This is a genomic window from Hyalangium sp., assembly GCF_035629615.1.
GTDB lineage: Bacteria > Myxococcota > Myxococcia > Myxococcales > Myxococcaceae > Hyalangium.
In genome coordinates this window covers 1-21,975 of the sequence record NZ_DASPHO010000360.1, presented here as the reverse complement: position 1 = coordinate 21,975, position 21,975 = coordinate 1, and the positions used below count along the sequence as shown (strand labels likewise).

The 21,975-nt window shown below is 66.2% G+C and carries 16 protein-coding genes; 7 read left to right on the top strand and 9 right to left on the bottom strand.

What is annotated here, in order from left to right:
• Nucleotides 1–6: 6 nt before the first annotated feature.
• Complete coding sequence (locus VD972_RS18420; protein WP_324988761.1) at nt 7–162, bottom strand: hypothetical protein; 156 nt, start codon at nt 160–162, stop codon at nt 7–9.
• A gap of 110 nt (nt 163–272) precedes the next feature.
• Here VD972_RS18420 and VD972_RS18415 point away from each other — a divergent pair, with 110 nt between their 5' ends.
• The gene (locus tag VD972_RS18415) at nt 273–1,961 is read left to right on the top strand and encodes a potassium channel family protein (protein WP_324988759.1); all 1,689 of its coding nucleotides are present in this window, start codon (nt 273–275) and stop codon (nt 1,959–1,961) included.
• Nucleotides 1,962–2,167: 206 nt separating this feature from the next.
• Nucleotides 2,168–2,785 (top strand): hypothetical protein, encoded by a 618-nt coding sequence (locus VD972_RS18410; protein WP_324988758.1) that lies wholly within the window; start codon nt 2,168–2,170, stop codon nt 2,783–2,785.
• A 32-nt stretch (nt 2,786–2,817) separates the two neighbouring features.
• On the opposite strand, the gene VD972_RS18405 is transcribed toward VD972_RS18410, so the two are convergent.
• The 3 genes from VD972_RS18405 to VD972_RS18395 form a co-directional block, all read right to left on the bottom strand.
• Nucleotides 2,818–3,696, bottom strand: coding sequence for an alpha/beta hydrolase (locus tag VD972_RS18405; protein WP_324988756.1), 879 nt, complete (start codon nt 3,694–3,696; stop codon nt 2,818–2,820).
• 190 nt (nt 3,697–3,886) lie between these two features.
• Nucleotides 3,887–4,813 carry a hypothetical protein gene (locus VD972_RS18400; RefSeq protein ID WP_324988755.1) on the bottom strand — a complete coding sequence of 309 codons (927 nt, stop codon included), beginning with the start codon at nt 4,811–4,813 and terminating at the stop codon, nt 3,887–3,889.
• A 389-nt stretch (nt 4,814–5,202) separates the two neighbouring features.
• Nucleotides 5,203–10,278, bottom strand: a complete 5,076-nt coding sequence (locus VD972_RS18395) for an OmpA family protein (protein ID WP_324988754.1) — start codon at nt 10,276–10,278, stop codon at nt 5,203–5,205.
• Between the two features lie 292 nt (nt 10,279–10,570).
• Here VD972_RS18395 and VD972_RS18390 point away from each other — a divergent pair, with 292 nt between their 5' ends.
• Entirely contained in the window at nt 10,571–12,907 is a 2,337-nt protein-coding gene (locus tag VD972_RS18390; protein ID WP_324988752.1) for a kelch repeat-containing protein, read from the top strand.
• A gap of 58 nt (nt 12,908–12,965) precedes the next feature.
• On the opposite strand, the gene VD972_RS18385 is transcribed toward VD972_RS18390, so the two are convergent.
• From VD972_RS18385 to VD972_RS18365, 5 genes are all read right to left on the bottom strand, one after another.
• Entirely contained in the window at nt 12,966–15,080 is a 2,115-nt protein-coding gene (locus tag VD972_RS18385; RefSeq protein ID WP_324988750.1) for an AAA family ATPase, read from the bottom strand.
• Nucleotides 15,081–15,326: 246 nt separating this feature from the next.
• Entirely contained in the window at nt 15,327–15,695 is a 369-nt protein-coding gene (locus VD972_RS18380; RefSeq protein ID WP_324988748.1) for a response regulator, read from the bottom strand.
• A 129-nt stretch (nt 15,696–15,824) separates the two neighbouring features.
• Entirely contained in the window at nt 15,825–16,199 is a 375-nt protein-coding gene (locus tag VD972_RS18375; protein WP_324988746.1) for a hypothetical protein, read from the bottom strand.
• A 266-nt stretch (nt 16,200–16,465) separates the two neighbouring features.
• Complete coding sequence (locus VD972_RS18370) at nt 16,466–16,600, bottom strand: hypothetical protein (RefSeq protein ID WP_324988744.1); 135 nt, start codon at nt 16,598–16,600, stop codon at nt 16,466–16,468.
• A gap of 222 nt (nt 16,601–16,822) precedes the next feature.
• Nucleotides 16,823–17,587: a hypothetical protein gene (locus VD972_RS18365; protein WP_324988742.1), complete on the bottom strand. Its 765-nt coding sequence runs from the start codon at nt 17,585–17,587 to the stop codon at nt 16,823–16,825.
• Nucleotides 17,588–18,731: 1,144 nt separating this feature from the next.
• Here VD972_RS18365 and VD972_RS18360 point away from each other — a divergent pair.
• The 4 genes from VD972_RS18360 to VD972_RS18345 all read left to right on the top strand — a co-directional run.
• Nucleotides 18,732–20,312, top strand: a complete 1,581-nt coding sequence (locus tag VD972_RS18360) for a HAMP domain-containing sensor histidine kinase (protein ID WP_324988740.1) — start codon at nt 18,732–18,734, stop codon at nt 20,310–20,312.
• On the top strand, nt 20,312–20,458 hold the full coding sequence (locus tag VD972_RS18355) for a hypothetical protein (protein WP_324988738.1): 147 nt from the start codon (nt 20,312–20,314) through the stop codon (nt 20,456–20,458). The genes VD972_RS18360 and VD972_RS18355 overlap by 1 nt, the downstream gene beginning before the upstream one ends.
• Nucleotides 20,459–20,656: 198 nt before the next feature.
• Complete coding sequence (locus tag VD972_RS18350; RefSeq protein WP_324988736.1) at nt 20,657–21,229, top strand: YqgE/AlgH family protein; 573 nt, start codon at nt 20,657–20,659, stop codon at nt 21,227–21,229.
• 113 nt (nt 21,230–21,342) lie between these two features.
• Nucleotides 21,343–21,975 (top strand): CDP-alcohol phosphatidyltransferase family protein (locus VD972_RS18345; RefSeq protein ID WP_324988734.1); only part of this gene is annotated, 633 nt, incomplete at its 3' end.

Genomic DNA, 21,975 nt, shown 5'->3' with positions numbered 1-21,975 from the left:
AGAAGCTCATCCTTGCAACACTCGCAGCGCACCCGCGCGAAGCCGTGCGCCAGCACTCCGCACTCCAGGTACCGGGCCTACGTCCCGCTCCACGTACCGGGGCAGGCCGCGCCCCACCTCGCTCGCCTCCTCCAGCAGCGTGGCCAGGTTGTCCGTCAGCATAGCTGTCCCCATCAGTCCACGGCGGTGCCCTGGAGGCTCCGCCGAAACGAGCGGGGTGGGTACGAGAATCCCTCGACAGCTTCCGCCAACCTCCACCAATCTCCGGGGGGATGAAGTTCCTCTCCTCTCAGCTCGCGTACTTCTTCGCCGACGCCACCGCCCGACGCAACATCCGTGCGCTGTTGCGCCTGCTCCTGCTTCTGGTGGTGCTCGTCGTCGGCTACACGGTGGTGTTCCATGTGGTGATGGCGTGGGAGGGCCAGGAGCACTCATGGCTCACCGGTCTGTACTGGACCCTCACGGTGATGACCACGCTCGGCTTCGGGGACATCACCTTTCAGTCGGACCTCGGCCGCTTCTTCTCGATCGTGGTGCTGCTGTCGGGGGTGATGTTCCTGCTGGTGTTGCTCCCCTTCACCTTCATCCAGTTCTTCTACTCCCCGTGGATGGAGGCCCAGCAGCAGCAGCGGGCACCTCGCCAGTTGCCAGAGACGACCTCCGGGCACGTGGTGCTCACCCACTACGGCCCGGTGACGATCTCCCTCATCTCCCGCCTGGAGTTCTATGGGCGCGCCTACGTGGTGCTGGAGGACGATCTCGCCCGCGCCCTGGAGCTCCATGATCGGGGGATCAAGGTGATGGTCGGTGCCCGGGACGATCAGCAGACGTACCGGAACCTGCGCATCGACCGCGCGGCGATGTTGGTCGCCAGCGGCGATGACTTCTTGAACACCAACATCGCCTTCACGGTGCGCGAGCTCACCGAAACGGTGCCCATCGTGACCATGGCTCAGAAGCCAGAGTCGGTGGACGTGCTGGAGCTGGCCGGCTCCAACCATGTGGTGCAGTTGCCGGTGATGCTCGGCCGGTCTCTGGCGCGGCGGACCATGGCGGGCGAGATTCGGGCCAACGTGATCGGCCGATTCGGCGAGCTGGTCATCGCCGAGGCGCCAGTCACCGGAACTCCCTTCGTGGGCAAGACGCTGGCCGAGTCCCGGCTCCGGGAGGTGACCGGGGTGAACGTGGTGGGCGTCTGGCAACGCGGACAGTTCATCCTGCCCACCCCGAACACCCGCATCGAATCCACCACCGTGCTGTTGCTGGCCGGAACCGCCGCCCAGCTCGAGCACTTCGACAGCCTGTTCGTCATCTACAACGTCTTCGATCGCCCGGTGCTGATCCTCGGCGGCGGCCGTGTGGGTCAGGCGGTGGCCGCGGCCCTACGGGAGCGGGAGGTGCCATATCGTATCGTCGAAAAGGATCCGGAGCAGGCCAGACACCTGGACCACGTGGTGCTCGGCTCCGCCGCGGACCTGGAGGTGCTCAAGCGCGCGGGGATTGACGAAGCGCCCACCGCGCTGATCACCACCAACGATGACGGCATCAACATCTACCTGACCATCTACTGCCGGCGCCTGCGTCCGGAGATGCAGATCATCACCCGCGCCACGATGGAGCGGAACGTCTCCACGCTCCATCGTGCGGGGGCGGACTTCGTCATGTCCTACGCCTCGATGGGCGCCAACTCCATCATCAACCTGCTCGAGAGGGACGACGTGGTGATGCTCGCCGAGGGGCTTGACGTCTTCCGCTATCCGGCGGGGAAGGAGCTGATCGGCCGGTCACTCCGGAACACCCGGATCCGGGAGGAGACCGGCTGCAGCGTGATCGCGCTCGAGACAACTGGCGGCGGGAGCTCGGTGAACCCGGATCCCGGGACCCTGATCGAGGAGGGGACGGAGCTCATCCTCGTCGGCACTGCGGATGGGGAGCGGCGGTTCAAGCAGCGGTTCACCTGAGCCACGCCTGTGTCGCATAAGACGGTCATGAGGCTTCGGCTCTTGTCGAGGGAGCACCCGAGGGGCCCTGAGGCGCTGGCGCTACGACGATCACCCGCCGCATGGCCCATTGCCCTCGAGGCGAGTGGGGAGGAGACTCGGGCACGGTTTCGCTGAGCATCGCCGCGCCTGGCCGGTGACAACCCATGACGTGAGGGCCCTACAGGATGGGAGCAACAGCACTCAGCCTCGACCTCGAGCCGAAGAAGTCCGGACAGGAGCCCCACCTTGACGATGAGGCATGGGAGGAGCTCTTCGACAAGGTGAATGGCATCCTCAGGCGGTATCTCGAGAAGCACCTGCGCCGGGATGCCGAGGCCGGGTTCCTGGAGGACATCGACGCAGGCTGCGTGGTCGAGCTGGATCTCGACGACTGCGAGAACAGCCGGTTCACGCTCCTGTTCAAGGAGGGTTGGGCTCTGGGCGCCGAGGTGGCAGAGCACTGGTACATGCTCGCGCTGGCCGCCTGCTTCGATGAGGTGGAGAAGGCATTCGGCAAGCGAGGCTTCAAGTTGAAGACCCCTCACGGAGATGTAGCCGGGCTCGCGCGGAAGGGGACCGGGACGCTGCCACTGGTCGTCATTGGGACGGAGCTGGCAGGCGTTGGCGAGGATGGGGCGCTCAGGGTCACCGAGGGGGTGACACTCGAGCTCTCGGAGAAGGACAAGGCGCTCATCACCGAGACGGCGAAGACGAGGCAGTGCCGATGCGAGCTGTGCGAGCAGCTGCGCCCCGAGCCTCGGGCCTCGGGCAGGAAGAAGGTCCCACCGGCCCACCGGCGCTGAGATCGGCGCCTAACGTCTCGAGTCGTGATGCCTTACGTGCCTTCCTGCAGGAACGGCAGCGCGACAGCCACCATGAGCGGATCCGCGAAGATGTTGTAGTGCGTCAGCCCTGGAAGAATGGCGAGCCGCGACTTCGGTCGCCCCGAGCCGTCCCATCCACCGTCCCGCTTGCCGCCGCCCAGCAGCCCGAAGAACTCCACGGCGTGCGAGGGGGGGAACAGGTCTGCGTCCGCTGCCATGACCAGCGTGGGCGCCTGAAGCGACGAGATCTGCTTCGAGAAATCGAAGTCCTGCTGCATGGCCTCGCCGATCTTCTTCAGGAGCCTGGGGAAGTCCTGGGGGCGGGGCGCGACGGCGACGTAGCCCTGATACATGGGCGTCTGCTTCATCATCTCGACAGCCCCCTCGTTGACCTGCCCCTGCTGGGCGAGGATTTCCGGGTAGTAGGCATTGCGGCGGAACACCGCGGAGACGATGACCAGCTTGTTCACGACCTCCGGATGACGAGCGCCCACCTGCAGCGCGACGCCACCGCCCAAGGAGTAGCCGAACACGTCGACCCGCCCCAGCTTGAGGTGCTGGATGAGGGCCGCGACGTCGTCTGCCATCAGCTCGACACTGAGCGGCCGGTCGATGTCGGCTGTCCGCCCGTGCCCCTGCAGGTCCACCGCGATGACCTTGCGGTGCTTCGCGAGTGCCTTGAGGTTGTCTCCGAACATTGACGTCGACCCGAGCCCTCCATGGAGGAGGACCAGGGGCCGGCCCTTGCCGTGAGTCTCGTAGTAGAGCTCGAGCCCGTTGATTTTCGCGTAGTCACCGGGCGCCTTCTGCTTGGGCTGAGCGAAGGCCGACGTTCCCAGGGCAACGAGAAAGAGGACGAAAAACGCGGAATTCCGGCACAGCAGGGTCATGGTATCTCCGAACGAGAAGTGCATCGCTTCTCTAGACGCCACAGGCCTCCGAAAATCATCGGTCCCCCGGCAGCTTCCGGACGAAGAGGAAAGGGCGCCAGGCTGTCTAAGGCCCTGTTCCTTGGTGACGGAGGGCCCCAGATCCTCCGCTGGCCGCCCGCTCCGGCGCAGAGTGAAAGCTTCCCCCCACTCAGCCCTCCACGTCTGCCCCCCTGCGTAGCGCCAGGTAGAGGCCCGCCAACATCAGGTAGTTCAGCCCCATGGCGGGGATCATCCCCACACAGCACGCCAGCACGCCGGCCATCACCACCAGGCCTCCCACCAGGGAGACCCCCAGGATGGAGAGCCGCTCGCCACGCGCGTACGCGTAGCAGTTGCGGATCATCTGCATGGGCGTGGCGGTCTCGTTGTAGGCGATCTCCGCCTGGAGCAAGTAGAGCGGGAGCGCGAAGTAGAACAGCGGGACGATGAGCAGCAGCGCCGCGATGATGATGACAAACGGCAGCGCGTCCTGGCCGAGGGCGAAGACCACTCCCGCGGCAATGCCGCCGATGGCACCCACGGGCACACCGATCATCACGATGAGCAGCAGCATCGTGACGATGTAGGTTCCCACCCTGTGGAACTGGCTGAAGAGCTGGCCAATGTCGAGCTTGCCCCCCTGGAGCACGTCGATCAGCATCCGCATGAGGCCCAGGCCGAGCACGCCGTTCACCACGCTCTGCACGAACACGGCAGCGGCCTGGAGGACCCCAGCGAGGATCTTGTTTCCCAGTGCCGCGCCGAGCGTCGGCACCAGGGTGCTCATCAGCTGTGAGATGAGGCTGATGCCGAGGAAGACGAGCATCGCCACGGAGAGCATCAACCAGTCGCGCTTGAAGAGTGTGAAGCAGTAGTCCCACAGCGCGCTGAAGCTCCAGTTGTCCCGGGTCAGCGGGAACGCCTGCCCGACGCCCACGCGTTCCTGGCAGGTAGGGCAGATCTCCTGGCTACCTTCCTGGCTGCACGAGGCGCACATGAAGTTGCCGCACCGCGTGCAAGTCCGCGTGGCCCGCTGATCCGGGTGGAGGGCGCAGTCAGCCCCGTAGCCGGTGCCACCCCAGTCCATTTGCGACATTGTCCCTCTCCCTTGCGAAGGCAGTCCGGTAGCCGGTACCTGCCCGGAGTGCGCGTAAGTCCCCTACATGCGCGCGAAGATGGAGCATAGGACGGATGAGGGCCCTATCGTGACATTCACGTGGGGTCACAAATCGCAACATCGGCATCTACCCTCACGAGGCCTGTGCCACGAGACTTCAGATACGCGGATCCTGGACCTATGTCCGGCGCGGCGTGCAGGGGCCGCAGGGCCGCTGCTGGCTGAAGCGTGGGGTCGCGCGGCCGGTTCCCGATGACAATACCGTCTCAGGCGTCAAATACCGGCCGCCGTCGCAGCGGATTGACCCAGGTTGAGCGACTCGCGCCGGTGCCCAGGCAGCCTGGGCACCGAGGCGGTCATGGGGAGCCTCACTGCGCCACGGGCTTCCCGTCGATCTCCAGGATGGTGAACACCACACGGCGGTTGTTCTCGAGGCCCTGCTCCGTCTTGTTCGTGTCCACTGGCTGCGACTCGCCGTAGCCCACGGCCTCCAGGCGCTCGGGAGCGATGCCCGCCTGCTCCACCAGGTACTTGCGGACGTTGCCCGCGCGCCGCTGCGAGAGGTCCATGTTGAAGGCGTCGTCCGCCCGGCTGTCGGTGTGGCCCTCGACACGAACCTTGGTGAGCTGCGAGTTGGCCCGGAGCACCTGACCCACCTGCTGCAGCAGCGGGAAGGACCGCGCCAGCACCACGTCCTTGTTCGTGGCGAAGTACACCTTCTGGAGGATCTTGATCGACCGGCCCTGGATCTCGACCTGGGCCTCGCCCTGGTCCGCGCAGCCATCCGCGTCGTCCACGCCGTTGATGGTCTCCTGCTCGGCTGGGCACTGGTCATCCGCGTCATTGACGCCGTCCCGGTCGTTGTCCGGGTCGGGGCAGCCGTCCTCGTCTTGGAAGCCGTCCTTGTCCTCCAGTTGCAGCGGGCACTTGTCCCCCGAGTCGAGGATGCCGTCCTGATCGTTGTCCGGATCGGGGCAGCCGTCCTCGTCCTGGAAGCCGTCCTTGTCCTCCGGCTGCAGCGGGCACTTGTCCCCCGGGTCGAGGAGGCCGTCCCGGTCGTTGTCCGGGTCGGGGCAGCCGTCCTCGTCCTGGAAGCCGTCCTTGTCCTCCGGCTCGTTGGGGCACTTGTCGTTGACATCGAGGATGCCGTCCTGATCGTTGTCCGGATCGGGGCAGCCGTCCTCGTCCTGGAAGTCATCCTCGTCCTCGGGCTCGTCCGAGCACTTGTCGTCGGCGTTGTTCAGGCCGTCGCCATCCGCGTCCCTCGCGCGGCCGCGGGGGGCGTCCTCGGTGATCCATGCCACGCCGCCCAAGACGCGGAAGGAGGGCATGCCGTAGCCGAGCGTCATGCCCCGGCCCAGGCCCAGCGTGCCCACCACGTTCTTGTTGAAGTGGTACTGGAGCCCGGCCTGCAGCTCGAGGGGAATCTCCTCCTCGTTCGTTCCGCCCGTGGCGCCCAGGCCCAGGGCCCCCGCCAGTGATGCCATGCCCGTGAGCTGATGGCCCTGGAGCTGGAAGGGGATGGCGGCCCCGATGCCGTAGGCCAGCTCGTGGCCCACCGAGAGGTTGAGCAGCTCCTGGCGGCTGCGCAGGTTCACGCCGACGTTGGCGAGCAGCCGGGTGCCCCCCTCCAGCGTGTAGTCTCCCACCACGCGCGGTTGCACGCCCACGCCCTTGTGGCCGCGCAGGTCCGTGTGGCCGCCCGTGGGGAGCACCACCGGGGCGACGGCCGCCAGCCGCAGGCGCTCGTTCTCGTAGATCTCCGCCTTGGGGATCAGCCGCAGGTCGCCCAGGCCGCCCTTCCATGTCTGCTCCGCGGCGCCCGTGGTCTGCTGGTTGAACTCCCCGTGCTGCAGGGCGATCGGAACCGACGCCCCCAGCTCGAAGTGGTCGCCCACGCCGATCGCGCCCACCAGGTCGAAGCCCATCTGGTTCTTCACCAGGTGCTGGAGCAGGTCTTCGTTGCGCGAGTTGATGACGACCAGCGGCTCATGCGCGTAGTGGATGTAGAGCCCGGCCGTCCAGGACAGGTGTCCCGGGAAGCCGGCTCCATGCAGGCCGAGCACGCCCGACCTCCCTGGGGCAGGCTTGAACTGCTGGACGTCGATCGCCGTGGAGCTGCTCTGGGCCTGCGCGGACGGGGAGGCCGCCAGCACCGCCACGGCACCAAGCCCCAGCAGGGCGCTGAGGCCTCGTGAGCCGAGCCGAGCGCCCCGGGGCCTCACGAGCATGAGCCCCGCGAGGGCCACGAGCATCCACCCGGCGCTCGGCAGGCCGCCGCCCGAGGCGCTGCAGCCGCGGCCCACCACCCGGGGCACGACCTTCTCTTCCACCGTGACGGTCACCGTGGCGGTGGAGGTGCTGTTGCCATCGCTGATCGTGTAGGTGAAGGTCTCGGTTCCCCAGAAGCCCGGAGCGGGCGTGTAGACGACGCGGGTGCCCCCTTCGGTGATGGTCACCGTGCCGCCATGGTTGCCCTGCGTCACCTCGACAATGGTGAGGGTCTCGCCGGTGTTGGGGGCCGTCGAGTCGTTCGCCAGCACGTCGATGGAGTTCTCCTGCGAGTCCTCCACCACCGTGGCAGTGTCATCCACGGCCGTCGGCGGAGGATTGAAGTCGATGACGGTGATCGTGAAGGTGTCCGTGTCGCTCTTGGGGCCGCCGACGCCGGTGTGGCCCAGATCGTCCGAGGTGATGGTGAACGAGGCGTCTCCGAGGTAGCCGACATCAGGGGTGAAGCTCAGGCCCTGCAGCGCCGCGTTGATGGCGGCCAGGGTGCCGGTGAAGCTCATCGTCGCCTCCCCCGTCCCATCGCCCGTGGAGAACGTCAGCCCCGCGGTGCCGCTCAGCGTGAGGGTGCCGTGGGTGACGGTGAGGGTCACCTGGACGGTCTCGGGGCCCGCATCCGGGTCGGCGACGGAGATCGCATTGCCGACCGCCGTGGAGAAGACGAGCGTGGTGTCCACGGGCAGGGTCTGCGTGCCCGGCACGGTGTTCACGGGCGGGTCATTGGCGGCGATGACCGTCGTGGTCTCCTCGTCCGAGTTGTTCTCGCCCACGGTGTCCGTGGACGCGTTCACGAACACCCTGGCGAGGAGCGTCCCACCCTCGATCGTGGGGATGACCCCGATGGTGATGGGAGGAGCGCTGCCGGGGGGGAGGGTCTCGGTGGTGCAGGTGACGTCCTGCCCGTTCCGCGTGCAGGTCCAGCCCTGCCCGTTGGCGCTGGAGAAGGTGGAGCCGACGTCGATCTGGAGGGTCACCGTGACGACGCTGGAGAAGTCGGGGCCGTCGTTGAACACCTCGACGGAGTAGGTGAGCGGGCTGCCCTGCAGCACGGGATCCGGCGAGTCCTCGAGGGTGACCGAGAGGTCCGCCTCCGCCAGGATCCTGTTGGTGTCCGTGGCGGTGTTGTTCGTGGGGTCGACGTCGGAGCTCGCATTGGGCGCCGAGACGGTGGCCGTCACCGTGAACGTGTCGACCGCCGAGAGGCTCACGTCCACATCGAGGACGAACGTCACTGTGCCGCCCGGCGGGACGGTGACGTTCGTCGCAATGCCCCCCGCGCCGCCGGGGGTCTGGCAGGTCGCGCCGCCCGCGGCCGTGCACGTCCACGTGGCACCCGAGGCGTTCGGGGGCAGCGGCACGGAGACAGGAGCGTTCGTCGCGGTGAGCGGGCCGGCGTTGGTGACGGTCACGGTGTAGCGGCCGGTCGTGTCGGGCCTGGTGGTGGTCTCCGGGTTGGAGAGGGTGATGGCCAGATCCACGGGCACGCATGCCAGCGCCGGGGGCAAGGGCGTGGGCGCGTCGACCACCTGGCCCGCGGCTCCGAGGGTGGCGCCGTTGACGGGGAACTCGGTTAGCGCCGTGGAGGTGGTGGAGCCCGAGTCTCCGCCCACGACGGACGTCGTCACGGTGTTGCTGCTCAGCGCGATGTAGCCGCCGCCACCGCCGCCGCCCGGGCCCTGGGCCTCGAGGGTGGTGATGAGCTGCCGGCCGCCCAGGCCTCCGTTGGCGTACACGCTGATGCCCGAGACGTCGCTGCTGAGGACGACGACGGTTCCGCCACCGCCGCCGCCGCCGACGCCATCGTTGTGCGGGTTCGTCGTGCTCTGGGCGCTCCTACCGTTGGCGAAGATGGCGCCGCTGCCGTTCACGGTGGTGGAGATGAGGTAGACAAGGCCGCCGCCGCTGCCGCCATCGCCGCTCGCATTGTTGTTGCCATCGCCCGCGCCGCCACCGCCGCCCAGGAAGAGCCGCGAGGTCGGGTCATTGTCGACGGGGTGCCCGCCCAGGCCGCCGACCGCTGCGCGGTTGTTGCCGGCCCAGGCGGCGTTGCCGGGACCCGCGGTGAGCGCGTCCGCGTTCGCGGCGGAGAGGGTATAGCCACCGCGGCCACCGCCGGAATCGTTGGTCCGAGCGTTGCCGTTGGCTCCATAGGCCGGGTCGAGCGCCCAGGCCGCGGCTCCGACAACGGTGCTGGTCATCACGCCCTGCCCGCGCCAGACGTTGCCGCTGTTGCCGTTGGCGCCGCCGCCGCCGCCCGCGTTGTGGCTGTTGCCGCCGCCACCGCCGTTGGCCGGAGCGCCGCGGCCGAAGCGCCCGCCCAGGGCCGCGTAGTCGGTGCCATGGCCCGCGATGCTCTCGCCCTTCTCGGCGCCCAGGGTCTCGTCGTTCGAGCGGTAGAGCGTCACCTGCGTGGTGGCGCTCGCCGAGCTGTTGTCGCGCACGCCGGGGCGGAAGCCCTGGCCGGTGACGTCGATGGGGCCCGACATCGAGGTGATGCCGGCCACGTGGAGCACCACGACGCCACCGCTCTGTCCGTCCCAGGGCTTCGCCATGACAGTGCCGCCGCTCTCGATGGTGAGGTTGCTGAGCTGCGGCACGCGCACCACCTGCGTCCGCCCGGCCTGCGTGTAGCTGTTCTTCAGCCCGCTGCACGCCAGGAACAGGGTGTTGCCCTGCACGCGAAGGACGGAGGCGAACTCGTAGAGGCCCGCGCTGTTGAGGTTGGTGACGGTGCCGTAGGACGGGCTGTCCGAGGTGTCGATGGACGCGCCCTGCATCTGGATGATGAACACCACATCGCCAGCCTCCAGGGGCCCGAAGTTCGGATCGTTCAGGTCCGAGGCCGCCGTCACCTGGATGCTGGTGGCGCCCGCGCTGGCGTCCGCGGCGAGCACGGCGTACCGGTTGAGGATCGTGTCGGGCGCCAAGATTGTGACGTCTCCGTCCGCGCCGGTGAGGGCCGCCTCCTTGTTAGGAGTCGGAGAGGGCTCCGGCAGGGACTGATCGCAGGCCATGCCGAGCACGCAGCAGGCGGCGAGCAGCGCCGCTCGGAGGACTCGCGAGGAGGGAAGGGAGACCACGCCGGAGAGCCTCCACCCGGGATTGCCCTCCTGGGTGCGAAGCGGCTCGGGGACCGTGTGGATGTGGGTGTTCATGCGAGTGACTCCTGTGTCTGGTCCAGGCCAGGCAGGGTTACTGTGTATTCGTTCTGCTCCACCGTGACCAGTGGCCAGGGGAGCCGGCCATCACTCCTTCTTCTTCGGGGGGTCGAGCCCGCTGAGAAAGCCCCGCAGATTTTCTGCATCATTTTTCTCCCCCCCGGCTCATTCCGGCTGAGGGGACCTACTCGGCACCATGAAAGTGAACTCGGGACGAGCACCCTCTCGTGCTTCGCTGGGGAGCCCATACGGCCGCTCTCCTGAATGAGCACCTACCTGGAACCGCCTTATGAGAAGACCTTCTACCTCCCTGCTGCTGGCGCTCGGGCTGGCGCTGCTTGTGGGCTGCTCTCCCTCTCCCTCTTCGTCTACCCCCACGGGCTCGGCACGGTTCGCTGTCTCCTCGCGCCAGGCCCTCACCTCTGATATCTCGCGCGTCACCGTCACCACGAGTGCTGCGGATATCTCCTCCATCTCGGTGGATCTGTCGCTCTCCAACGGAGTCTGGGGCGGCATCATCGGCGACATCCCCGCTGGCCCGGAGCGCACCTTCCAGGCTCAGGCCTTCGATTACTGGGGCAGCGTGCGCTTCGAGGGCACGGTCTCCGGCGTCACCATCGAGCCGGATCAGTCCTCGCTCGTGGCCATCACCCTGCAGGAGCTCAACGCGCCGCCGCCATTCAGCAATGAGGCCCCGATCATCGACGCGCTGGTGGTCTCCTCCAGCTCCGTGTCCGCCGGAGGCACCATCTCCCTCGAGGCCACGGCGCATGATCCCAACGCGAGCGACAGCCTCTGGTACTCCTGGTCCTCGACCGACGGCTATTTCTCCTCGGACTTCGGCAGCACCGCGACCTGGACGGCGCCGTACTCGGCCGGTGCTCACACGCTCACACTCACGGTGACGGACTCCGCGGGCACGTCCTCGAGCATCTCGCTGGACGTCGCCGTACAGGATGCAGCGCAGGGGGGAGCGGAACTCTCCATCTCCTTCAACAGCTCACCGGGTGTGAGCGCTGTGAGTGCCTCTCTCTCGCCGCTGGAGGTGGGGCAGACGACGACAGTCTCGGCTACGGCCGAGGACGCCGATGGGGACGAACTCTCCTATTCCTGGAGCGCCACCTGCGAGGGCTACTGGGACTCTCCCTACTCGAGCACGGCTCAGTTCATGCCCACGGAGCTGCCCTCCGGCGCCTGCAACAACTGCAACCTCATGGTCTCGGTCTCGGACGGGAAGGGTGGGCAGAGCACCGGCACCGTGGCCCTGTGTGTCAACAACCCCTCTTCGAGTTCCCACGCTCCTCCCAGCATCGTCCGCTCCTACCGCTCCTCGGACACGGCCTCTGCCTCCCAGGTCCTCACCTACGAGGTAGTGGCCAGCGACCCGGAGGGCTCTTCGCTCAGCTTCTCCTGGGCCGCGAATGCCGGCTCGCTGGGCTTTGCGGCCAACGGCGACTCCAACAGCCGCATCACCTGGACGGCCCCGCTGTGTTTGGTTGCTGGAGTGACCCCGGCCATCACCGCCACCGTCACCAACGCCTTCAGCATGACGGCCACGCGGAGCTTCGTGGTCACGGGACTGCCGGTCTGCCCTTCGGGGGCCTGGGCCTCGACGGGCTCCCTGGCCTCGCGCCGCGCCAAGCACACGGCGATGCTGCTGCCCAATGGCAAGGTGCTTGCCACGGGGGGAGGCATCTACCGCAACTACTCCTACGACGCCCTGGCGACGGCGGAGGTGTACGACCCGGCCTCAGGCACCTGGGGCGCGGTCGGCACCATGGCCTCGCCTCGCTATGAGCACACGGCGACGCTGCTGCCCAATGGCAAGGTGCTCGTCGTGGGGGGATACACTTCCTCCACCGCCCTGGCGACGGCGGAGTTGTACGACCCGGCCACGGGCACCTGGAGTGCGACCGGCACCATGGCCGCGTCCCGCCACGCGCACACGGCGACGCTGCTGCCCAATGGCAAGGTGCTCGTCGTGGGGGGATACAACTACTACGGCAACCTGGCGACGGCGGAGTTGTACGACCCGGCCACGGGCACCTGGAGTGCGACCGGCACCATGGCCATATCCCGCTATGATCACACGGCGACGCTGCTGCCCAATGGCAAGGTGCTCGTCGCGGGGGGATATAGCTCCTACTCCTATGGCAACGTGTCCAGTGCGGAGGTGTACGATCCGGCCACGGGCACCTGGAGCGCGACTGGCTCCATGGCCTCACCTCGCCGACTGCACACGGCGACGTTGCTGCCCAATGGCAAGGTGCTCATCGTGGGGGGCGGAAGCACTTACTACGCCAACCTGGTGACGTCGGAGCTGTATGACCCGGCCACGGGCACCTGGAGCGCGACCGGCTCCTTGAACTCGCGCCGCTTCTTCCTCACCGCGACGCTGCTGCCCAATGGCAAGGTGCTCGTCGCAGGGGGCGCCGACGACTCCAGCATCCTGGTGAATGCGGAGGTCTATGATCCAGCCACCGGCATCTGGAGCGTTGGCGCCACCATGGCGGGGCCGCGCTACGCCCACACGGCGACGCTGCTGCCCAACGGCGATGTGCTTGTCGCCGCGGGCACCGGCCCCTCGGGCACCGCCCTCACGACGGCGGAGCTGTACCAGCCTTGAGTTCCGGGAGCCCTGGACGTCCCTGACAGACCAGCTTCTTTGCTGACGCCAATGAACTTCAGCCCGTGCTGTAGAGTACGCCGGTGGGGCCCAGGCCTCTGTATCGACATGTGACGCACTCAATGCCGACCACCTCCATCTTGCGGCGCAAGGAATCAGCAAGATCCTCGTCCTGGATAGAAAGAATGACCTGGTATTTTCGATCCCGTACAAGATGGCGGAGGACCTCGATGAATGCCGCAGCATGAATCTGGTCATGATGCTGGAGAGGATCATCGAGCAGCAGCGCCGGCCACCGGCTCCACCGGTAGGCCGTGCTCATGCTTAACAGCCGTGCGACGCCATTATCAACTCCTGTGGTCAAGGAGGTGCGCAGACGTTCTTCAACAGCGTCAAGAGAGGGTGGGCATTCCCTTCTGGCTTGTTCGTTGAACTCGAGCTCTACCTGGCGCAATTCCTCTTCTTTCTGCCAGGCGAGCCATGAATCAGCCAAGCGCTTTTGCTGCTCGCGAAGCTGTTGAAGCTCCGACTCCTGCTCAGCCAGCTTGTTGCGCTGATCGTCCAAGGCAACAGGGCCGGGGAATCCCTGGAGGCCAAGCTCAAGCAACCGTTGCCGAAGGCTTACGATCTGCTGCTCGAGATTCTGTGCTTCAGAATCCTTTTGCGCTGAGGTTGCCTGTGCCTTGGTAATCTCTTCGTTCAGCTTGAACAACACACTGGGGAATGGCTCCTCAGACTGAACCAGCTGCCGCTCATGATGGACAAGTTGTTCTACAGCGCGCACGGCCTCGTCCATGGCATTGGCTTCATCTGAAGGAAGTGTTCCCAATGTGGACAGCAGATCTGGATACTGTTGCTGCAAGGCGTGCGCAGCAAGAAGTTCTTCCTCTATCTGGGCGACGACTTCGTGCTCCTCCTTGATTGTTGAAGATAGCTGATCAATCCTCGCTTTCATGCTGGCTTGGTGGTCATTGAGGTATTCGAGGTCAGGCAGTTCATCTCGAGTTGCTTGAGCAGCCTCGAGCTCCAGCTGAGTACGGCGGTTGCTCTCCGCGAGGTGTGAAGGTATCTGTCCCCAATCCACGCCTATCAACATTGGCGATGACTGGATGGCCTCTTGGCGCGCCCGGTGTGATGCCTGTTCCGTAGGGTCGGCAAGTCTCTCCGGTTCCTTTGAGCGGAGCTCCTCGTCTTCCTTGCCCCATTCATCATAAGCTTGTTGACAGGTCTCAACCGCCTGCTTCACAAGAAGCAGACTGCGAATCCGGCTGTCCAGATCTTTTATCCGCTGAATGGTTTTGGTGGTGTCGCGAAGGTATGACTGAATCATCCACAGTTCATGTGTGTGGCGGTCGATCCGGACTGCAACTGATGATTTCTGTGTCAGTCCTTGCGCAATTTTCATACGTGCGCCACTCAGCCGGAGCAATGTATCGCGCTTGATCTCTGCGCCTCGCCGCCGCTCATCAACCTCAAGAACAGCTTGCACTTGATTTTGAAGGCCAACGAGGGCGGCCTGGGCCGCCGCATGCTGAGCCCTGGCCTCTGCAGCAGTTGAGTCTAGCTGCTGCCACGCATTCAGTGTCTCCTCTGTTTGAGAGAGAACACGTTTCCTCGCCATGAGGACTGTCGCCACTTGCTCAATGGCTTGCAAGAGGCGCTCGAGCATGACTGCAGGAGGCGGCGCACCCTCCAACACGAACTCCACCCCAAAGGTTGTTTTCAACGCGGCGGCAATCGCGATGGCTTTCTCTGTGATGACTTCTGAGGGAAGCCCTCTGCCAAGCCCCCTTAGTTGGTTAGGGGAGGAAACCTCGGCAAACTGTTCGCGATTCTCCTGCTCGCGGACAGCACGCCGTTCAATGCGGGTGCTCTCCCCTTCACCGTTCACGAACTCCAAAGAAACTCCGTACTGTGCAACAGGCACATCCTCCTGTCTCCTTGCGAGAAGACCGTTGTTTCTCCCCCGATCAAGCTTCTCCTGTGTGAGTGCTTCCAGCCGGCGAACCCGGCCGGTGAGTGCCCATTCTATCGCTTCAAAGAGGGTACTCTTCCCAAGCCCATCAGGGCCCGTCAGAATCGTCACACCAGTGCCTGGCAGTGAGAGCGAGAAATTGTCTCCGTACGCGCGGAAGTTGGAGATCTCTATGCGCTGGAGATATAACGTAGTCACCGCTTGAACTCCTTTGATGCACCCATTGCTCGCCAAGTACTTGCAAAGATCCTGCTCCACGTACCGGCGCGGGCCAACCCCTTTTTGCTCGCCGGAGGGGAAGCTGAAGGGGCCCCAGGGCCCAGGCCGTGCTGAGCGCGCTGCCGAGATGTCGTCGCAGGTAGGCGACAGGGCATCCTACCGCGTGGTGAGGCGGAGGCGGAGCTCCCAGGCCGCGAGGGTCTGCAGGTGATACTCCTGGGGAGCTTAGGCCACGTTCTCTGTGTCGCTGACAGTGAGCGTCGCCTCGATGACGAGCATGAAGGCCTCCGGATCCGAGATCTTCGGCATGCACACGTCCGCATGACGCGACACCAGGGTTCCCTCCGAGCTGTGCAGGATGATGCGCGTAGCATACAGCTGCTTGTGCCGCCGGACCTCCTTGCACAATCCGACCCCGTCCATGCGTGGCATCCGCCAATCCGTGACGATGAGATCGGGCTTGAGCCGCGAGGCGATCTCCAGCCCGGCCACACCATCCTGAGCCCCCACCACGACGTGGCCCCTCTCCGTCAGCAATTCCATGTACAGCTCTCGCAGGTCCCTATCATCGTCCACGACAAGAATACGACTCATCCTATCCACACCGATCGCTTTCAGTGCCTCCAGCTCATGCCCCTCGAGAGGTGGTGACTCCCAAGGCCTCGTGTGAACGGGAGAGCGAATAGACGCGCCGAGACAGGTCACCGCCGCTCTGCTCGCCACCTAGGGGTGCGTCCAGGACTCAAGCAACTGCTCGTCGACAGCGAGCGCGCGGAGCTGACTCTTGATGCGCTGGAACTGCTGGCGGAGGACAGCCGCCCTCTTGTGTGCCTCCTTGGGGGACAGCGGCCTACCGGCCATGGCCTGCGCGGCCTCGGTCCAGGACAAGCCTCGCTCGACGCGCAAGGAGAGGATGAGCTGCTCGTGAGGGCTCAACCGTTCCTGCAAGAGCCTGAAGCGGCTCTTGATATCGCTCCGCAGCCATGGCTGGGTGGCCGTGCGATCGAGCACGGGATGGCCGTTGAGCACACCCTGGAGGACCGGCAACTCCCGGACACCGGGCGAGCGGAAGCTGTGCGCGCAGATATTCCGCGCCATGGCGTAGATCCACGTCCGGAAGGACGATTCCCACCGGAACCCCGGCATGCTGGGCGTCACACAGCGCCCGGAGTTCCGCCTCCAGCTTCTTGCGCTTGCTCGACTCCATCAGCCTCTGCCTCAACACTGAAGGTGTTACTTGCCCGCTGTTCCCCCGAGCAACGAGGGGAGATGGGCTTGCTCTGGCCTCCTCCTCCCTATGAGGCATCCAACCCTCTGCCATGAGGCGTTGAGGCAGAGAACATTCCCCCCCTCCTCCAGGGCGATTACCGCGCATGCGCCTGCATGAGATCTTCGCGCCCATGCGTGATGTCCTGGAGCAGGCCCTCCAGTTCAAGTCGCACCTGCGGCTCGAGCAGGTCGACGAGAACCGGGTAGTGCTCATCGGCGAGCGGGAACACTACCTGCTCTCTGGACGCCCGCTGGCGAGGGTCGCCTCTCTGATCGATGGACGCCGGACCGACCATGAGCTCCTCGCGATGACGGGCCAGCAGGCCTCCGCCGCTGAGATCCTCTATGCTCCTCGCTCTCGAGTGGGCGCACCTTCAGCTCGACATTGGGTGGCAGCTCGTACCCCATCGACTCCTTCTGGAGATGTTGCTCCCACGCAAGAGAGGCGCCGCTCAGTGCACGACCGGGCCCATCTCGCCCAGTGCCTCCCAGGGCTCCCGGGAGACGGACCGCGCCAGCTGCAGGACCGGGAACTCGGCCTGCTCGGAGAAGTTCTTGAGCAGAAGCCGGAGGCTCTCTCGTTCCTTCTCGCCCCGGCCCTGCTCCGCCAGGAGCCTGCACAGCGTGGCGGTGGCCCGCAGCTCTAGCATCCTCACCTGCTGCGCCTGCGCCTCCGCGCTCGCACGCCGGAGGGCGTCCTCCGCCGCCTTGCTGTCACCCCTCCTGAGCAGGATCCCGGCCCGAAGCTCATGCAGGAGCGGGAGGCAGTAGATCGTGCGGTCATCCCGCAGAGAGATGGCGCGGAGCATCTCATAGCTGAACTCCCGGCCCAGGAGCGAAGCGAGCTCGGCCGTCTCCTTTGCTCGGCCAGCCCGATCCAGCCGCGCCTCCAGCAGACTGCGCAGCGTGCCTGGAATGGACAGCCGGGAGAACGGCCCTGCGAGCCGGTACTGCTGCTCGTCCTCCTCGAGCAGCCCCGTGTCCAGCACCATCCGCGTCAGCTCCTCCACGAAGAGGGGGATCCCATCCGTCCAGGATGCCACCTGGCCCGCCACCTCCGCTGGCAGCGCCTTGCCCCGGGTCAGCCCCTTGACCATCACTTCTACTTCTTCCGCGCCCAGCCGGCCGAGCTGCAGGTGGAACGTCTGCGCCGCGCCCCAGGGTGAGATGAACTCGGGCCGGGCGGTGAAGATGACCCCCAGGCGAGCGGTGGGCACTGACTCCAGCAGGAACGTCAGCCAGGAGCAGCCCGTGCTGCTCCTCTACCTGCGTCTTCCACCTCGCCGTTGCTTCCAGGAGCCTGAGTGCGGCCCGGGCGGCGCTCCGGGGGGCGTCCTCCCGCGCCGTGGGGTACCCGAAGTAGAACATCACCTCCTGGCCGAGCACTCCTCCCAGGTAGCCCCCGAACTCCTCGGCGAGCTCGATGCAGCGGTGCTGCTGCGTGCGCAGCACACTGTCGCGCTCCTCGATCTCCAGGCCCCGCGGGTCGGGGTGGAGCGGAAGGACATTCACACCGCAGCACAGGGCGGTGATCTGGCGGAGGTGGCCCTCCGACGGCTGCGACGATGCCTTGGAGCTCTTTCTCGAGGCAGGGGCCGAACGGGTCCGCGCGACCGCGAAACGTCCGAGCTGCTTCTCGATCACCTCCTGGAGCGTGTGTCCGCTCATCACCCGCTCTCCGCTCAAGCACTCCAGGTAGACGAGCCCCCAGGAGTACAGATCAGAGCGCATGTCCGGATGCAGCCCGCGGAGCTGCTCCAGGGCCGCGTACGAGGGAGTGCCCAGGATCTCGAAGATGTTGCTGATCCCCGAAGCCTCCTCGTCATGGGGCTCGTCGGCGAGGGTGCTGAGCCCGAGGTCGTCCAGAGTCGATCGGGCGGACGATGTTCGGGTGGAAGAGCCTGGAGCAGATCCGCATCTCGCGCCGGAAGCGCGCCAGCTGCTTCTGGAGTTGGTGCTCTCCCCTCCGGCTGGAGGCCGGAGGATCTTGATGGCGACCTCCTGATCGGTTGTCAGCTGTCGGGCCTTATAGACCTGCCCGAAGCCTCCCTGCCCCACCAGGCTCACGAGCTTGTACCGGTCCTTGAGGGGACCGCTGACATCCGGCAGAGGTTGTGTCGATTCCCGCATGGCACCCTTGAGGATGAGGCGCACCCCGCCGCACCCATGTGATCCTCAAGGTGCTGCCTGTGGGATCTCGTCGCAATGCTGCGCACCCCATCCTTGGGGGCCAGTGATGCTTTGACTGGGCGACGCCAGCGCTCAGGTCCGAGAGCGAAGAGAAGCCGAAGAAGCCCCGAAGGGTCATCAGTGACCTGCTCGAAAACGAAGGGACTCCCGTCCAGAATGGTTTCTCCTGACATGTCGAGAACTTCCAGCGAGCGGAGCGGGCCAGAGGAACCCGACGCGCGAGTTCCACCGAAGACACGTGCCAAGGGTTTCCTCGAGTGGCTCGATGGATTCCTCTCGGAAGAGCTGCGCCAGGCGCCGCTCGGGGAGCTCGGCCGCAGCCGGGTGGTGGCGGGCACGGCCATGTCCCTGCTCCTGCTCGCCAGCCTGTTCACGGCGGCCTTCCTGGTGGTGGGGATGCCCTGGAGCTACGTCGTGGCGGGCGGCTCCTCGGCGGCTGGCTATGTGGGAACGCTGTGGCTCTTGCGCAGGGCGTCCTCATCCCGTTCCTCGGCGCTGCTGCTGTGCGGGATCATGAGCTCCGGGGTGATCCTGACCGCTCTCTACGAGAATGACTCCTACTTCTCCACGAACGCGGCGATGATGTTGATCACGATCCTGACGGTGTACCTGCTGGGACCGCGGCCGGGGCTCGTCATCCTCGTTCCCGTGGTCCTGATCGTCGGAGCCGGCCACCCACTCTGGCGCCATTTCGTCGGCTCCAAGCCTCGAGCCACCTCCGAGGGCTTTCTGTTGATGATGCACTTCATCGCCGCGCTCTGCATCCTGGCGGGATGGGCGCTGGGGTGGCTGTACAGCACCGCGCATGAAGCGACGCATGCGGCACTCGAGCAAGACATCAAGGCCCGAAAAGAGGCCGAGGCCAAGCTGGGAGAGCTGCACCGCACGTTGCTGGACGTCTCGCGCAAGGCCGGGATGACGGAGATCGCCACGGGCGTGCTGCACAACGTGGGCAACACCCTCAACAGCGTCAACATCTCGGTGAGTGTCGTGACCGAGCGGCTGCGCGGCTCACGGATCCCCAAGCTGCTCCAGGCCACGGAGATGCTGTGCGAACACGCCGCGGACCTTGGGGCCTTCCTCTCCACCGACCCGCGCGGCGCGAAGCTTCCGGCCTACCTCAGCGCGCTCTCGATGCAGCTGGCGGATGAGCGCGAGGCGCTCCTGACGGAGATGCAGGCGCTGGGCGAGAGCGTCGAGCACATCAAGTCCATTGTCAGCATGCAGCAGCAGCACGCACAGTGGGGTGGCCTCATGGAGCAGGTGCAGGTGGCACAGCTCATCAACGACGCACTGCGGCTACAGGCCGGTGCGCTCGATCGGCTGGACATCGAGGTGGAGCGCGAGTACGCCGAGGTGCCTCCCATCGTGGTGGACCGGCACAAGCTGCTGCAGATTCTCCTCAACCTGTTGAGCAATGCGCGGCACGCGCTCGTGGAGAGCCGTGCGCCGGACAAGCGCCTGAGCATTCGTGTGAAGCGCTGTGCCGAGAGAGAGCGGCTGTGCATCGAGGTGGGAGACAACGGAGTGGGCATCGCTCAGGAGAACCTGACGCGCGTGTTCGCCCAGGGCTTCACCACGAAGAAGAGCGGGCACGGCTTTGGCCTGCACATCAGCGCCCTGGCCGCCGCGGAGATGAAGGGCCGGCTCTCCGTGAGGAGCGCTGGGCCCGGTCATGGCGCCACCTTCACCATCGAGCTTCCCTTCCAAAGTGAGGAGCAACCCCAGCCTACGACGCCCGGTATGAGGTGATGCGCGACCTGGATGCGTATGCGCTCTCGGAGGACTTCCAGGTTGGGCACACGGTGCTGACGACCGTCCGGTATGCGCCCCCGGTGTTCGCGTCAGCGGCGCACTACGCGGAGCTGGGGGTGGTGAGAACCTGGCGCGCTACATGAAATCCATCTTCGCGGAGACCATCCAGCAGCAGGCCCAGCGGCACCAGGAGTCCGCGAGCCGCAAGGCGCTGCCGCCACGCGACATGAACTGAGGCGCCGTGGAACTCAGCGCGGCTGCGTTACCCACTGCCGGTGGGCACCCACGGAACTCCGCCATGCCAGCTCTGGAACTGCCGGCCAGGGTGCTACGCTCCAAGGGTGCGGTCGATCTCCCCGAGGCTCCAGCTCACGCTGTTGATCGTCGGCGCGCTGCTGCTGCTCGGCCTGTTCCCCCGGTGGCTCGATCGGCTCCGGGCGCGGGAGGGAGAGGTGAGGCCCCCGGAGGCGGGCTTGCTCCTCGTGGCGCGGCCAGGAAGTGGGGACCAGAACTTCGCCAAGACGGTGGTGCTGCTGGTAGCGGTGGGGCCGGAGCGGACGTGGGGGCTGGTGCTCAACTGCGTGAGGACACCCCAGGACGAAGCGCTCCCTGCCGGAGTGGATCGATGGGGCGGTCCTGTGAGTCCGGAGCATCGCACCACGCTGATTCGATCCCGAGAGGCCACGCCAGGAGCGCGGCGGGTTCTCGAGGGGCTCTCCTGGCGAGAAGGGGCGGCGCCGGAGAGACTGCCTGCGGGGACCTCGCTGACCTTCGCGGGCCTGTCGGTGTGGGGACCCGGGCAGCTCGAGCACGAGCTGTCGCGAGGAGGCTGGGTGCTCGTGGAAGGGGACGCTGAGCAGGTCTTCTCCCATCCCGGCGCCCTGTGGGCCGAGCGCATCGCTCCCCACCTGTGAAGCCAGTGTCGCCCGACTGTCTGCCCTGGCCAGAAAAGCATGGTGCTGTCTCGGAATCCCAGGGATGGTTCGGGCGCAGCGGCACCGCCCTCCGGAACAGCAGGAGCGTCCGAATGACGACTGATCCCCAGGAGAGAAAGCCTCCTCGCCACTTCTCGATGATCCGCACCTTCGTGCTCGCGGACTTCGTCACGCTGGGCAATGGCTTCGCGGGAGCGAGCGCCATCCTCTCCGCCATGCAGTACCTGGCCACCAACGACGTGCGCTGGCTGTGGGTGGCGTTCGGGCTGATGCCGCTGGCCCTGGTGCTTGACGTCGCGGATGGCCGGATCGCCCGGTGGCGCTTCAAGTCATCTCCTCTGGGGGCGGACCTGGACTCCCTGGCGGATGTCATCTCCTTTGGCATGGCGCCGGCTGCGCTGGCCTTCGCCGTGGGCATGCGCGGAGCGCTGGATGTGGCCGTCCTCCTTTACTTCGTGGCCTGCGGCATCAGCCGCCTGGCGCGCTTCAACGTCACCTCGGCCCAGCTGAGCGATGGGACGGGCAAGGTGCGGTACTTCGAGGGCACCCCCATTCCCACGAGCCTGGCACTCGTAGGTGTGCTGGCAGTGGCGACGTGGAAGGGGCGGATCGGGGTGGGGGAGCAGCTCCTCGGAGGTGTGTGGGACCTGGGGCCTGTGTCGCTGCACCCGCTCGCCCTGATCTATCTGGTGAGCGGCAGCGCGATGATCAGCAAGACCCTGCGC